General features: G+C 42.4%; 13 protein-coding genes. All 13 read left to right on the top strand.

The window, feature by feature from the left end; genetic code table 11:
• The first annotated feature begins 36 nt into the window (after window positions 1–36).
• The 13 genes from QLQ22_RS20520 (at window position 37) to QLQ22_RS20460 (ending at window position 15,194) form a co-directional block, all read left to right on the top strand.
• Window positions 37–879 (top strand): sugar phosphate isomerase/epimerase family protein, encoded by an 843-nt coding sequence (locus QLQ22_RS20520; RefSeq protein WP_284015442.1) that lies wholly within the window; start codon window positions 37–39, stop codon window positions 877–879.
• A gap of 12 nt (window positions 880–891) precedes the next feature.
• The gene (locus QLQ22_RS20515) at window positions 892–1,884 is read left to right on the top strand and encodes a Gfo/Idh/MocA family protein (protein WP_284015441.1); all 993 of its coding nucleotides are present in this window, start codon (window positions 892–894) and stop codon (window positions 1,882–1,884) included.
• Between the two features lie 43 nt (window positions 1,885–1,927).
• Window positions 1,928–2,911 (top strand): Gfo/Idh/MocA family protein, encoded by a 984-nt coding sequence (locus QLQ22_RS20510; RefSeq protein WP_284015440.1) that lies wholly within the window; start codon window positions 1,928–1,930, stop codon window positions 2,909–2,911.
• Window positions 2,908–3,891 carry a Gfo/Idh/MocA family protein gene (locus tag QLQ22_RS20505; protein ID WP_284015439.1) on the top strand — a complete coding sequence of 328 codons (984 nt, stop codon included), beginning with the start codon at window positions 2,908–2,910 and terminating at the stop codon, window positions 3,889–3,891. The genes QLQ22_RS20510 and QLQ22_RS20505 overlap by 4 nt, the downstream gene beginning before the upstream one ends.
• 10 nt (window positions 3,892–3,901) lie before the next feature.
• Entirely contained in the window at window positions 3,902–5,158 is a 1,257-nt protein-coding gene (locus QLQ22_RS20500; protein ID WP_223437599.1) for an ABC transporter substrate-binding protein, read from the top strand.
• Window positions 5,159–5,223: 65 nt separating this feature from the next.
• On the top strand, window positions 5,224–6,171 hold the full coding sequence (locus tag QLQ22_RS20495) for a carbohydrate ABC transporter permease (RefSeq protein ID WP_420828799.1): 948 nt from the start codon (window positions 5,224–5,226) through the stop codon (window positions 6,169–6,171).
• An 18-nt stretch (window positions 6,172–6,189) separates the two neighbouring features.
• Window positions 6,190–7,005 (top strand): carbohydrate ABC transporter permease, encoded by an 816-nt coding sequence (locus QLQ22_RS20490; RefSeq protein ID WP_223437598.1) that lies wholly within the window; start codon window positions 6,190–6,192, stop codon window positions 7,003–7,005.
• 19 nt (window positions 7,006–7,024) lie between these two features.
• Complete coding sequence (locus tag QLQ22_RS20485; RefSeq protein ID WP_223437597.1) at window positions 7,025–7,903, top strand: sugar phosphate isomerase/epimerase family protein; 879 nt, start codon at window positions 7,025–7,027, stop codon at window positions 7,901–7,903.
• A gap of 4 nt (window positions 7,904–7,907) precedes the next feature.
• Window positions 7,908–8,987 (top strand): Gfo/Idh/MocA family protein, encoded by a 1,080-nt coding sequence (locus tag QLQ22_RS20480; protein ID WP_284015438.1) that lies wholly within the window; start codon window positions 7,908–7,910, stop codon window positions 8,985–8,987.
• 275 nt (window positions 8,988–9,262) lie between these two features.
• Window positions 9,263–9,559, top strand: a complete 297-nt coding sequence (locus QLQ22_RS20475; protein ID WP_223437594.1) for a heterocycloanthracin/sonorensin family bacteriocin — start codon at window positions 9,263–9,265, stop codon at window positions 9,557–9,559.
• Between the two features lie 164 nt (window positions 9,560–9,723).
• A complete protein-coding gene (locus QLQ22_RS20470) occupies window positions 9,724–11,661 on the top strand; it encodes a putative thiazole-containing bacteriocin maturation protein (protein WP_223437592.1) in 1,938 nt (645 codons plus the stop codon).
• Window positions 11,658–13,598, top strand: a complete 1,941-nt coding sequence (locus QLQ22_RS20465; RefSeq protein ID WP_284015437.1) for a TOMM precursor leader peptide-binding protein — start codon at window positions 11,658–11,660, stop codon at window positions 13,596–13,598. The genes QLQ22_RS20470 and QLQ22_RS20465 overlap by 4 nt, the downstream gene beginning before the upstream one ends.
• A 24-nt stretch (window positions 13,599–13,622) precedes the next feature.
• Window positions 13,623–15,194 (top strand): SagB family peptide dehydrogenase, encoded by a 1,572-nt coding sequence (locus QLQ22_RS20460; protein ID WP_284015436.1) that lies wholly within the window; start codon window positions 13,623–13,625, stop codon window positions 15,192–15,194.
• Window positions 15,195–15,272: the final 78 nt, after the last annotated feature.

Below are 15,272 nucleotides of genomic sequence, written 5' to 3'. Positions count from 1 at the left end.
GAAAAATCTGAATATTTAAATTAAGGTGGGGTTTATATGCTGAAGGGAATTAACCAATGGTGTTACCCAGAAGGGACGTCATTAGAGAAGGTTTTTGAATATAGTTCCAATGCTGGATTTGATGCGGTGGAGCTGAATGTTTATGAGAAAAATGGGATTGGCTTAACATTAGATACAACCGCTAGGGAAGCAGAAATGATTGTAAAGCTGGCAGAAAAGCAAGGTCTAAAACTTCCGAGCTTATCGACAGCTCTCCTGTGGAAAGCACCTCTTTCATCACCGGATGAAAGGATTCGGGAGCACGGAAGGAACATTGTAAAGAAGCAATTAGAGCTGGCCAGTGTTATGGGGATCGATACGATTTTAGTTGTTCCAGGACTCGTGAATGCAGAAACATCCTATGAAGCCTGTTATGAACTTAGTCAAAATGAGCTGCGGAACCTGTCAGCTGTTGCAGAAACGAAGGAGGTACATATTGGTGTTGAAAATGTTTGGAACCGCTTTTTATTGTCACCGCTTGAAATGGCCCGTTACATCGATGAGATTGATTCAGACTATGTAGGTGCCTATTTTGATGTCGGGAACGTCCTGCAATTCGGATATCCTGAACAATGGATCCGAATACTCAAGGACCGTATACGTAAAGTACACGTCAAAGATTTCTCAACACAAGTGGGGAATATTACAGGATTTGTACCGCTTTTATCTGGAGATGTGAATTGGACCTCGGTAATGGAAGCACTTCGCGAGATTGGCTATCATGACGTGATTACAGCTGAATTAACGCCTTATCATATTTCCCCAAATGAATTAGCAAACGATACGGCGCGTCATATGGATGTTATTTTAGCAAGCGGAACAGCTGCACAAAAAGTATAGGGGGAGAAAAAAATGGCAAACGTAAAAGTTGGATTTATTGGAGTTGGCGGAATTGCTTCCGTCCACTTGAAAAATATCAGCAGTATTGAACATGCAACAATCACTGCAGTCTGTGATATTTCTGCCGAACGGGTTAAGCAAGCAGGAGATCAATATAGAGCAAATGGCTACACCAATGTAGATGAGATGCTTGATAACGAATCACTTGATGCACTTTTTATTTGTGTACCGCCTTTTGCACACGGAGATATTGAAGAAAAAGCTGCTGCACGCGGTATTCATATGATGGTTGAAAAACCATTGGGACTTGATTTGGAAATTGTTGCAGCAAAGGCCAAAGTTATCGAGGAAGCAGGAATTATTTGTTCAACCGGTTATTGCCTGCGCTATTTGGATACAGTCTCAAAGGCAAAAGATTATTTACGGGGTAAAGAAATTGCAATGGTTCGAGGGCATTATATTACATCATTTGTTCAAACCCCTTGGTATCGTCTGATGAATAAGTCAGGAGGACAATTAGTGGAGCAGTCTACACACACACTTGATTTAATCCGTTATTTAGCAGGTGATGTGACCACTGTATATGCAAATATGGCATTGCAGCTGATGGGAGATATTCCAGATATCGATATACCGGATGTAACATCTGTAAGCATGACGTTAGAGTCAGGTGCGATTGGACACCTAGCCAGTTCCTTTACACAAGCAGATCATTATACCGGCATTGAACTATTAGGGCGTGACTTTAGAGTAGTGCTGGATAATTCAACATTACACATCATTGATAAAGAAAAAACGATTTCATATAAATCAAGCCACGATTTTTATGGAGAGCAGGATCGAGCTTTTATTGATGCGGTGCGCCTAAACAATCAAGAGTTAGTGTTGGCCCCGTACGGAGAAGCGGCGAAAACGTTAGCTGTCACTTTGGCTGCGAATGCATCCAGTAAAACAGGCAAGGCTATTCATTTATCAGAATTTATGTCAGCTTCTTCCGTGTGTTAACCAATAAAATGAGAAATGAGGTGGAATGATGAGGAGAGTGGCTGTGGTTGGTACAGGTACAATGGGGACTTTGCATTTGGAAGCTTGGAAAAATGCTGGAAGCTGTGAAGCTGTTGCTGTTATCGGACGGACTGAACAAAACATCATTCAGCTTGCTGAACAATTTAATGTAAAAGGTTTCCATCATTTACAAACAGCACTTGAACAGCTGCCTATTGATATTGTTGACGTTTGTGTTCCAACGCACCTTCACGAGGAAGTCATTGAGATCGCGGCGCAAGCTGGAAAAGCGGTCATATGTGAAAAGCCATTAGCGGCTGATGCGAAAACGGCAAGAAGAATTGTGGATCTATGTGAAAAATACGATGTACCTCTATTCGTTGGACATGTCCTGCGATTCTCTCCTGAATACAAAGCAGCAAGACAACAAGTCATAAATGGAGCAATTGGAAAGCCTGGTGTGATGAGATTAACAAGGGGCTGTCCATATCCAAAAGGCCGTGATGAATGGTATCGGGATGAATCCAAGAGCGGTGGCGTTCTATTAGATTTAGGCATTCATGATTTTGATTGGCTCCTTTGGACATTCGGTGAGGTTGAACGTGTAATGGCGAAAAGGATCAAACGAGAAAACCTTGAATATGCTCTTGTCACATTACGTTTTGCTTCAGGCGCAATTGCCCATGTGACCTTATCCTGGGGTATTACTAAATTTTCAGCTTCCTTTGAGCTTGCTGGAAGCGAAGGAATGATTACGTATAAAAGTTCTGATCAAGACCCTGTTGTAGTAGAACTTTTTCACGAGATTGACAGAAAGCAAGAAAGAGTTGCGGTTCCGAGCTATCTTGTTGAACGTACACCTCTGGAAGATCAGCTTCAGCATTTCGCAGATTGTCTTGAAAATATGAGAAGTGCCATTGTAACTGCAGCAGATGCCGTTAAAGTGATTGAAGTGGCAGAAGCTGCATTAGAATCAGTGAAAATTGGCCAGCCAATCCAGCTCAAGAAAGGGGGAGTGTTGAAATGAAAGTAGGTATCATCAGTTTCGCCCATATGCATGCCGTGAGTTATGCCGAACATTTAACTGAACATGCAGATGTCGAACTGACAGCGATTTGGGATGAGGATATTGAAAGAGGAAGCATGATGGCTGAACGTTTTAACTGCCAGTACTATTCCAATCTCACCAGCTTCCTCCAAACAGATCTTATAGCCGTTGTCATTTGTTCAGAAAACGCGAACCATAAAAAACATGTAATGGAAGCAGCGAAGGCTAAAAAACATATTTTATGTGAAAAACCAATTTCAACAGAAGTCAAGGATGCACAAGAAATGATCGGCATATGCAAAGATCAAGGCGTGATCCTGCAAGTGGCCTTTCCCGTACGTTTTGTTCCTGCTGTCAAAAAGGTAAGAGAAGTGATTCGAAGCGGAGGACTGGGAGAAATTGTAGCAATTGATGCAACAAATCATGGACAAATGCCCGGGGGATGGTTTGTTCAAAAGGATCTATCAGGCGGAGGAGCTGCTGTCGACCATATTGTTCATGTTATGGATCTTATCAGATGGATATTAGACGAAGAAGTGAAAAAAGTGTATGCCGAACTTGATACCCGTTTTTATAATATCGATGTCGAGGATTGCGGAATTGTCACATTAGAACTAGAGTCCGGTACGATTGTGACGATTGATCCAAGCTGGTCACGTCCCAAAACATTCCCTACATGGGGAGATGTAACGATGGAAATTGTCGGAACGAAAGGGACAATCTCACTCGATGCCTTTAAACAGCATCTTGTGTTATTTAATGACCAACAGAAAAAGGTGCAGCATATTGGATGGGGAGACGATATGGATTCAGGACTTGTAAATGACTTCATTGATTGTGTACAAAGGATGCGGACTCCATCGATTTCAGGAGAAGACGGTCTTCGTACATTAGAGGTGGTTCAAGCCGCTTACCAATCTGCAAAGGAAAAATCAGCAATCACATTAATAAGAGAATAGGGGGATCAACATGAAAAAGTCTTATGCGTACTTATTAAGTATCATATTGGTATTTGGAGTATTTTTAGCTGGCTGCAGCAGCAATGAAAAATCTTCAGGTGATGAAAAAGTAACCTTAAATGTTGCTCTCTGGGACGAAAATGTGAGTGAAGTAGTGGATAAATCAGTTGCATTATTCGAGAAAGAACATCCAAATGTAAAAGTGAACATTACCTATACACCTTTTGCTGATTATTGGGCAAAGTTAAAAACGAGTGCAGCGGGCGGCAGCGGACCAGATATTTTTTGGATGAATGGACCAAACTTTCATCAATATGCTTCAAACGGTTTGATTAAAGATCTGCAGCCTCTTATTGAAAAAGACAAGATTGATACAAGTGTTTATACACCGGCATTAGTGGACTTATATACGTATGAAGATCATTTATATGGAATGCCTTACTTTTTAGACTCAGTAGCTCTTTACTATAACAAAAAAATGTTTGATGATGCAGGTCTTCCGTATCCTGATGAAACATGGACGTGGGAGACAATTGAAGAAGTAGGAGAAAAATTAACGGACAAAGATAAGAAAATCTATGGGTATATTGCTTCAAATCTCAGTCAGCAAGGCTACTACAACTTAATTCACCAGGCTGGCGGTTATGTTATTAACGAGGATAAAACAAAATCTGGATATAACCTGCCAGAAACAAAAGAAGCATTTGAATTCACGAAAAGGTTAATGGATAAAGGGATTTCACCTTCCGCAAAAACGCAGGTTGAAACAAAAGGCGATCAGATTTTTGGTTCAGGTAAAGCAGCCATGGCACCGGCCATATCTGTTATCGCTCCAACCTATTATGAGATGCTGGGGGAAGATCTTGGCATAGCGCCTCTGCCTAAAGGCAAACAAAAAGCAACAATTGTTCATGGCTTAAGCTGGTCAATGAATGACAAGACAAAACACGAAGACTTAGCTTGGGAACTATTAAAAAAGCTTTCTGGTAAAGAAGCAGGTCAATACATGGGTGAATCTGGTTTTTCCATTCCGGCTTATCAGGAGGCAGAATCCCTATGGGTAGAATCAATCCCTTCAATCAACCTTAAAGTATTTACAGATTCCTTAGAATTTGGAGTTCCTTATCCAATTTCAAAGGATACAGAAAAATGGCAAAATGTTGAGGTTAAAGAATTTAAGGAAGCCTTCTTAGGAAAAAAATCAATTGATGAAGCAGCGGAAACTGTACAAAAAGAAATGGATGACATTCTTAAAAACGAAAAGTAAAACATAGAAACGAAAGGTAATAGAATGCTGTATTCTATTACCTTTCCTTGAAAGGAGAGTTTAGCTTGAATAACTATCCTAAAGCATTAAAGATTGAAAGAAAAGAAGCAGTTGTTATCAAAGCGGAAAAAAAGAAGTTAAATAAGGAAGCGATTGGCGCATATCTGTTTATCGCTCCAGTTGTCCTTGGTCTTTTTATTTTTTATATGGTACCAGCAGCTGCTTCATTTTATTTATCCTTTACAGAATGGGATGGGTTAACAGCACCAGTTTTCAATGGCTTTGAGAATATGATGAATTTAATGAAGGACGAAACGTTTATTCGTTCCATGAAAAACACGGTGATCTTTACTTTCCTTTCTGTTCCGCTCTCTATCATCTTAGCGATTCTTGTAGCTGTGCTGCTGAACCAAAAAATAAAAGGCATGGTTATTTACAGGACACTCTATTTCTTACCTGTTGTCACTATGCCTGTTGCCGTGGGTATGGTTTGGAAATGGCTGTATAACTCAGAATTCGGGTTAATAAATTATGTGCTCGGAATCTTTCATCTCCCTCAGCCTGAATGGCTGTTTGATGAAAAAATTGCACTAATCTCTATTATTTTAGTAAGTGTATGGATGAGCATCGGGAACAATATCGTGCTTTTACTTGCAGGGCTTCAAGGGATAGGCGCCTCTTATTACGAAGCAGCCAAGCTGGATGGTGCATCAAGAATAAGTCAATTCTTTCATATAACGGTTCCTTTATTGACGCCAAGCATTTTTTTCGTCTTCGTCATGTCTATGATCAGCGCCCTGCAGATGTTTGATTTAATCTTCATCATGGTCGGGACTGAGACCTCTTTGCTTGACCCAATGAGAACAGTTGTTTATGGCGTGTGGGAATCCGGATTTAAATACTTTGAAATGGGATATGCATCAGCCAAAGCATTCATTTTGTTCATCATCATCTTAATTATTACAGTGATACAGATGCGTTTGCAAAATAAATGGGTACACTATGATTCCTAAAGGAAGGAGAGATAGAAAATGAAAATACAAAAATGGTATATTCATATTTTGTTAATCTTCGGGGCTTTTATAATGGTGATCCCATTCTTGTGGATGTTATCAACATCATTAAAAACATTTACTGAATCGATGCAAGTACCGCCAACTATTTTTCCAAAAGAATGGAAGTTCGATAATTATCTGGAAGTTTTTACAGCAGTTGATTATTTGAAATATTACTCAAATACAATCATTGTTACAGTCGGCAGAACGGCTGCTCAATTATTATTATGTTCATTAGCCGCATTTGCCTTTGCACGTTTAAAGTTTCCTTTTAAAAATGTTATTTTTATCCTCCTTTTATCCGTTCTAATGGTACCTGCTCAAGTAGTCATGATTCCAAGCTTTGTGATCATGAGCAAACTAGGGTGGATTAACACATTTTATGCCTTAATTGTTCCTGGAATGTTTAGTGCATTCGGTGTCTTTTTACTGCGGCAATTCTTTATGTCAATTCCAAAAGAACTGGATGAAGCAGCGAAAATTGACGGCTGCACACTATGGGGAATTTATTGGAGAATTATCCTGCCATTATCAAAACCGGCTCTTGTAGCGCTTGCTATCTTCACCATTCTTGCTTCTTGGAATGATTTCCTGTGGCCATTAACGATGACGAACTCAGAGGATATGAGAGTTCTTTCAGTTGGAATTGCAACGTTCCAGGGACAGCATGCAACAGATTATCCGCTGCTTATGGCTGGAGCATTAATGGCAACTGTACCGATGATTCTTTTGTTTCTTTTCCTGCAAAAATATCTAATTGAGGGAATTACGCTAAGCGGTGTCAGAAAGTAATGAAAAGGCGGTGAGAAAAATGAAATTTGGACTGAGTTCCTATAGTTTACAAGAGGCGCTTCGATCAGGGGAAATGACCATTTTAGATGTGATACGCTGGGCTGCTGATCATGGAAGTGAACACATTGAAATTGTTCCTTTAGACTTTTCCTTAAATGGAAATGAGGCGCTCATCAAGCAAATTTGCAGGACTTGTGAAGACAGCGGAATCGAAATTTCTAACTATGCAATTGGGGCTAACTTTGTGAAAGAGTCGGAAGATTCATATGAAGCTGAGATTGATAGAGTATTACAGGAAGTAGATATAGCGAATCAGCTCGGTGTCAAACTCATGCGTCACGATGTAGCATCACGCCCATTAAATGAAACATCAATTCAACATTTTGAACAAGATTTGCCTGCAATTACTGCTGCTTGTCAACGGATTGCAGATCATGCAAAAAAATATGGGATCACAACTAGTGTTGAAAATCATGGTTATTATATCCAAGCAAGTGACCGGGTGCTGAGGCTAGTGGATGACGTAAACAGAGCAAACTTTAAAACGACACTTGACGTGGGGAATTTCCTTTGTGTTGAAGAAGATCCTGTTTCTGCTGTAAAGAAGACGATTCAATACGCCTCCATGATTCATATTAAAGATTTTTATTATCGTCCTGCTGTTCAAAATCCCGGGGAAGGCTGGTTTAAAACTGCTTCAGCGAATTATTTGCGGGGTGCAATTGCTGGAAACGGGGACATTGATATTCGCGAAATCATAAAGATTATCAAGAATTCTGCCTATGATGGCTTTATATCAGTAGAGTTTGAAGGGATCGAAGAATGCAAAAAAGGGGCAAGAATTTCCTTGGAAAATGTGAAACGAATCTTTTCAGACGTAAAGGCGAAGGGAGCATAATAATATGAGAAAAGTAAAGATAGGAGTAATTGGAACAGGATCTATTTCTGATGCGCATTTACAATCTTATGAACAAAATGATCGGGCAGATCTTACCTCCGTCTGTGATTTAAATGAAGAACGGGCAAGATTAAAGGCAAAAAAGTATGGCGCTTCAAAAGTCTATACGGATTACAGAGAGCTTCTTCATGACGATGAAATTGATGCAGTCAGTATTTGCACATGGAATAATACACATGCAGAAATTGCAATTGCAGCACTTGAAAATGGGAAGCATGTATTAGTGGAAAAGCCATTAAGTAAAACATTAGACGAAGCGCTGAAGGTAAAACAAGCTGCTGAAAACAGTGGAAAGATATTGCAGGTAGGCTTCGTACGCCGCTATGACAATAACATCCATACATTAAAGAAGTTCATCGAGAATGGAGATTTAGGTGACATTTATTATGCGAAGGCATCTTCACTTCGCCGACTAGGAAATCCAGGCGGCTGGTTTTCTGACAAGGACATATCTGGAGGGGGTCCGCTCCTTGACGTTGGAGTCCATATCATTGACTTATGCTGGTATTTAATGGGGAGGCCAAAAGTAAAATCGATTAGCGGAAACACGTATTCTCAGCTTGGAAATCGTTCAAACATTAAAAATCTCTCTTTTTATAAAGCCGCTGATTATGATCCAACCAAAAACACAGTTGAGGATTTAGCGAATGCAATCATTCGTTTTGAAAACGGTGCCTCTCTTGTTGTGGATGTATGTTATACTCTCCATGCTCAAAAAGATGAAAGCATAATCAAACTGTATGGCGATAAAGGTGGAGCAGAAATTGATCCTGAATTCAAAATCATTACGGAAAAATACAATACAATTTTGAACATCGCCCCACAGGTAGACAGCGCAGGTTTCGATTTCGCTTCAGGATTTCAAAATGAAATTGATTGTTTTATCTCAAGCTGCTTAGGTGAAGCAGTCCCATTAAGTTCAGTAGACGATGGCGTTGAAATGATGAAAATATTAACAGCGATTTATGAATCGAGTCAAAAAGGGATTGAAATTCAGTTTGATAAAGGAAAAGTGCAAATCTAAAAATCTGCCTAATTACAAGGAGTAAATTTAGTGAAAAGGGGCTGACACAAAAGGACACTTAAAGTGACCTTTTGGAGTCAGCCTTTTTTTTATTAACAGGAATTTAAAATAAGGAAATAGGTATTTGAATCAGGAACAATGCCCAAGCAGTGGTCATATTTTGTTGAGGAAAGCATCAGAAGTATTAGCTGAGTCACTCTTGTTGCACAGTTGTTTTCGTTCTAATCATTTTTATGATAGTAAACATGATTAATTAAAATTCGGAGGTATGAAAAATGAATAATTTCCAAAATGAACTTCAATCGCTGAATATTGGTGATTTCCAGGCTAACGAGGCCACTTATTGGGATCCAAACCAATACAATCAATACAATATGAATGAAGATCGACAAGTTGGAGTCTTTTTTAGCTGCTTTAATTGTTTTAACTGTTTTAACTGTTTTAATTGTTTTCGCTGTTTTAATTGTTTTCGCTGCTCTAATTGTTTTCGGTGCTCTAATTGCTTTAGATGCGGTGGAAATTGTGGCGGTCGCTGCGGAGGTCGTTGCGGCGGGGGACGCTGCGGCGGTTGATAATTTTCGTATAAGTGATCTAAGGAGAAAAGCCCCTGCAGAATTGCAGGGGCTTTTCTCTTTAAAGATTAGACATAAGAGACAAATTACGGTACATAGGCTTATAGTGAAATGAAAAATGATGCTATAGATTTGAGGACAGCTCACGGGTAAGGAGGAGCGGAATGACAAATTTGAACCCTTCTATGCGTCTGAAAGTGAAAAGGGACACTTTTTTTCTCCCTGATCCAGACAGCGGTGTTTATTTTCGAAATAATGTAAGTTCATTCCATATGAAAGGCAGTACGATCCATCAGTGGGTTAACAAGCTGATGCCAATGTTCAATGGAGAGTACACGTTGGAGAATTTGACACACGGATTGCCGGTTCAATATCGAGATCGTGTATATGAAATTGCAGAAGTGCTGTATAAAAATGGGTATGTTCGGGATGTAAGTCAAGACCGTCCTCATCAATTGGCGGATCAGGTTCTTAAAAAGTATGCTTCTCAAATTGAATTTTTAGAAAGTTTCGCTGATTCGGGTGCGTACCGTTTTCAAGCCTATCGTCAGGCCAAAGTGTTGGCGATCGGCTCTGGCCCTTTTTTTGTCTCGCTGGTTTCTTCGCTGGTTGAATCTGGATTGCCCAAGTTTCATGTGCTGATAACGGACTCAGTACCGACCAATCGGATGCGGTTAGAAGAATTGGTGGTACATGCCCGTAAAACAGATCCCGAGGCAGCAGTAGAGGAGGTCATCCTGAAAAATGGGGGGGAAAGTTCTTGGCGGGAGATCGTGAAGTCGTTTGATTCGGTTTTGTATGTGTCGCAGGAAGGCAATGTAGAGGAACTGCGAGCTCTTCATAGGATTTGCAGGGAAGAGAAAAAGCTGTTGCTCCCCGCTATATTTCTGCACCAGGCGGGTCTGGCAGGTCCTCTGGTTCATCCAGACTCTGAAGGATGCTGGGAGTCTGCTTGGCGCAGCATACACGAATCAGTGTTTGGTAAAGAAGAGCAATTACACAGTTTCACTTCCACAGCAGGAGCGATGCTGGCCAATGTGATCGTATTTGAATTGTTTAAAAACGTTACGGGAGTTACTGAATCAGAACAGAGGAATCAATTCTTCCTGCTTGATCTGGATACGATGGAAGGTAATTGGCATGATTTCATGCCTCATCCGCTTGTGACCGGACGCATTACAGCTGAATGGATTCAAGATCTTGATTTGCGGCTCAAACAGAGTTCAGGCAAAGGGGAATTGGGCGTGCTGCTTCTGTATTTAAGCCATTTGACATCAGCGGAATCAGGTATTTTTCATATTTTAGAAGAGGAGGATTTAAAACAGTTACCGTTAGCACAGTGCCGCGTACAGGCAGTTGACCCGCTGTCTGTGGGACCTGCAGAGCTTCTGCCGAGCATTGTCTGTACAGAACTGACACATAAGAAAGCACGGAAGGAAGCGGGGCTGTCTGGTATTGAAGCGTATGTGTCTCAAATGGCCGATGTAATCGTTTCCGCTCTTCCTCTTCTTCGACAGAAAGTTGAATCCGGAGAAATTGTTGGTGTTGGAGCGGGAGAAACAATTGCAGAAGGCGTTTGCCGCGGATTGCAAAAGTGTTTAACAGCGGAGCTGAGCAAACAACTGGCCGATCAGAAGAATGTTGTCTCCCGGGTTCAGTTAAGTGAAGTAGAAGATGAACGTTGCCGGTATTATTTACAAGCACTGACCACCATGCAGGGTGCACCAATCATTGGTTTGGGAAAGGAAGTCTCCGGATTCCCTGTGGTATGGGTCGGTACTAATGATCGATGGTATGGCAGTGTAGATTTGAATTCAACAATGGCGCTGCAAAAAGCGCTGCAGCAGGCGCTGATGGATGGAAAAATTCAATCGGAACAAGCAGCGTTGCCGAATTCGTCCGTGTTTCTGGCAGAAAAGCCACCGCAAAGCCTTTTAATCCGTACGAGTGAAGAGATATCCGAGGTTTTGCAGTCAGCCATGCAGGTCCTGAAACGGAACCGCAAGCGAATCATGGTTTTCGAACTGGGATTGGAACCCATTTTGAAAAAGGAACTGGTAGGCGTGTATGGTACGTTGCTGAGAGAGGAGGAATCCCTGTGAGTGCAGTCGTAGTGGTTGTCGGAGAAGGAATGTTAGCTGACCACTTGTGTGAAGATTTATCTGCACAATACCAGGTAGTTCGTCATGTGGATTTCGAGACAGGAGTACCTGAAGCGACTGATTTGGTTCTAGTGCTGCACGATTCCTGGAATCCTTCCGTTCATCAAAAAGCGGAAGAAGTGTTACGTTTAGCCGGTATTCCTTGGCTGCGAGGATTCGTCTCATTTGGAGAAGGCGTGGTAGGACCGCTGGTTCGCCCGGATACACAGGGGTGCTCCCAATGTGCGGATATGCGACATCTCATGGCAGGACGAGACCGTAAAGAGATGTGGGAAATTGGGCAGAGGATAGCTGCGAACGGAGGAATCCCGCGTGACGCTTGGGCATCGAGCACGGGGCTTTTACAGATAGCCAACCTGCTTGGGGCGGAGGTGCAAAGAATCTTGCAAGGTGATGAGGCGCACTCGGAAGGACGGGTATGTTTACTCAATCTGAAAACACTGAAGAGTTCGTGGCATCCTTTTCTGCCCGATCCGTTATGTCCGGTTTGCAGTCAATTACCTGACGATTCACCGGACGCGGCCCGAATTTCACTAAAACCAAGTCCAAAAATGGAAGGCAGTTACCGTTGCCGTTCGATGGATGATCTGAGTAAAGTTCTAGTTAAAGACTATCTGGATCTCCGGACGGGCATTTTTAATGGGAAAATGTATGACCTGGTACCGCCTTTTGCTGATGTAGGTGTAAATTTGCCGTTATTCTCAGGGGACGAGGGAGTAGCAGGCCGGACTCATTCATACGCAGTAAGTGAGTTAACTGCTATTTTGGAGGGCTTGGAGCGGTCCTGCGGTATAACGCCCCGTGGAAAACGGACGGTGGTCTATGATAGTTACCGTAATCTGAAAGATCAAGCGCTCAATCCTATTAATGTAGGAGTGCACGCGAAGGATCAGTATGCCCGTCCTGGTTTTCCATTTGAACAGTTTAACCCTGATCGTCCGATAAATTGGGTATGGGGCTATTCGTTCTTGCAAGAACGTCCAATTTTGGTTCCTGAGCTGCTTGCCTATTACAGCTTAGGGTGCGGAAATGGATTTGTCTATGAAACTTCTAACGGATGCGCATTAGGAGGAAGTTTGGAGGAAGCCATTTTCTACGGTATTTTGGAAGTGGTGGAACGTGATTCGTTCCTGATGACCTGGTACGCAGAGCTGCCTCTCCCGCGTCTTGACCCTTATTCGGCTAATGATCAAGAATTGCTGTTAATGATCGACCGTGTGCGGGCAGTGGGGGGATATGATCTGCATTTTTATAACTCGACAATGGAGCACGGAATTCCAAGCGTTTGGGCGATGGCAAAAAACAGGAAGCAAAAGGGATTGAATATCATCTGTGCTGCCGGAGCTCATCTGGATCCAGTCCGGGCGGTGAAAAGCACGGTTCACGAGTTGGCTGCCATGATGCTGACGCTTGATGAGAAATTAGAGACGAACCAGGATGAGTTTGTGCGAATGCTGCAAGATTCTTCCTTGGTGCAGAAGATGGATGATCACGGCATGCTGTACGGTTTGCCGCAAGCGGAAGAGCGCCTGCAGTTTTTGCTGGACGATAATCATCCGTTGCGGTCGTTTGATGAGGAATTCAAGTGGAAGTCGACACATGCAGATCTGACCGATGACCTGCAGGACATTCTTCAGAAGTTTCGTCGATTGAACCTCGATGTGATTGTGGTGGATCAGTCAACACCGGAAACGAAACGAAACGGACTGCATTGCGTGAAAGTGCTGATTCCAGGGATGCTGCCAATGACATTCGGACATCACCTTACAAGAGTAACAGGGCTTGAGAGGGTGCTGAGGGTACCGATGGAACTTGGATATACCAAGCAGCCGCTCACACTTGAACAGCTCAATCCACATCCACATCCGTTTCCATAAACGGTACCTAGGAGGGGCAGGAGGATGGGTCTCGATACATTTCTGCACAATCTGCATTTTGACATCGACAAGGCAAGCCCAGCGGACTGGGAAGTGGATTGGGATGATGCACCGCTTCCGTATAAGATTTACCGTGGCTTGCCTGTTTTTTCATTATCTCTGGAAGTGCCGCTGACGCTTGAAGAATGGGAAGAACCAGAACAGCCTAACCTTCGGAAAATCAGTCACTTTCTCTGGTACGTATTTGGCATTACTCAATTTTCCCAGTCAGCTTTTCCCACTGAAGATCATGCGCCGGAACTAATGCAGTCGTATCGGCGGTTTGTACCTTCCGGCGGGGCGTTATATCCAAACGAATTGTATGTGTATCTGAAGACGGAGGATTTTCCTGTTGGAGTTTACCATTATGATGTGGCACACCATCGCTTGGTGCTGTTGCGAGAAGGCAATTTCGATTCATATATAGCCAAGGCTCTTGGTAATCGCTGTGACGTGTCTGCTTGTTTTGGCACCGTTTTTGTGTCGACAATGTTTTGGAAAAACTTCTATAAATACAATAATTTTGCCTACCGTCTTCAAGGGTTAGATGCCGGGGTGCTGATTGGACAGTTATTGGAAGTAGCAAAACGGTTTGGTTTTGCTTCGGGGGTGTACTTCCAATACCTTGATCGGGCGATCAATCATCTGCTTGGACTAACTGAAAAAGAGGAGAGTGTGTATGCAGTTATCCCGCTGACAGTTGAACCTACGAGCTGGTTTACTAATGGGAGCGGCAGAGATGAGCTTGTTTCTGCTGCTGAACTGTGCCGGGAACTGAAAGCGATTCAAACTAATTACTACATCCAATCACAGAGGATCAAGACGTTTCCGATGTTAACGAAGATGAATGAAGCGTCCATGCTGGAATCAACGCAATCGTTTCGGCAAATAAAGACGCGTGAGAAGTTGAATGTGGAGAGTCAAGTGGTAACTCTCCCTCATATGAAGCGATTATCGTATGATCTGGCGTCGGTATGTCAAAAGCGATTTTCACCGGACATGGATTTCATTTTTGGTAATGTCAGTCAATCGAAGCTTTCGACTCTTCTGCAGGAAGCAACGTCCGCATACTTGTATCGTAATGATTTGGATGAACCGCATAAGAAGCTCGAGTCACGAGTATCACTGTATGGCTGTCTGAATAATGTTGAGGGCATTCCGGACGGTGCTTATCAATATGATAGCGCTGATCATGCTTTACGACAGGCAGATCTTGGTGATCATCGACTTAATTTACAATACGGAATGTCAGCAGGAAATGTGAATTTGTTCCAAGTGCCGCTCTGCTTTCATGTGGCAGGCGATAAAGATCACTTCATATCGGAACTGGGGTACAGAGGATATCGTATTCAGCAAATGGAAGCGGGCATGCTCGTGCAGCGATTACTGTTAGTGGCGTCAGCCCTTAAGATGGGAGGACATCCACTACTAGGATTTGAAGCGAAATTGAGTGATGAGATCTATAAGATGAATAATCAAGGAAAAACCAGCCTGATCCAAATCCCGATCGGTCCCTATCGGCCCCGCCCTTGGTTACAGGGGAGTTTGCAAAGCTAAGTTATGGCGAGAATGATGTCTGCAGAGCCAATGCTGAAATGGAATAAATGGAAAAACCATCTATCATTGACCTGATAG

Origin of the sequence: Metabacillus hrfriensis (genome assembly GCF_030127205.1) — a bacterium.
Taxonomy (GTDB): domain Bacteria; phylum Bacillota; class Bacilli; order Bacillales; family Bacillaceae; genus Bacillus_P; species Bacillus_P dongyingensis.
Note: the sequence above shows the minus strand (reverse complement) of the source record. Positions and strands in the feature narration are given on the sequence as shown.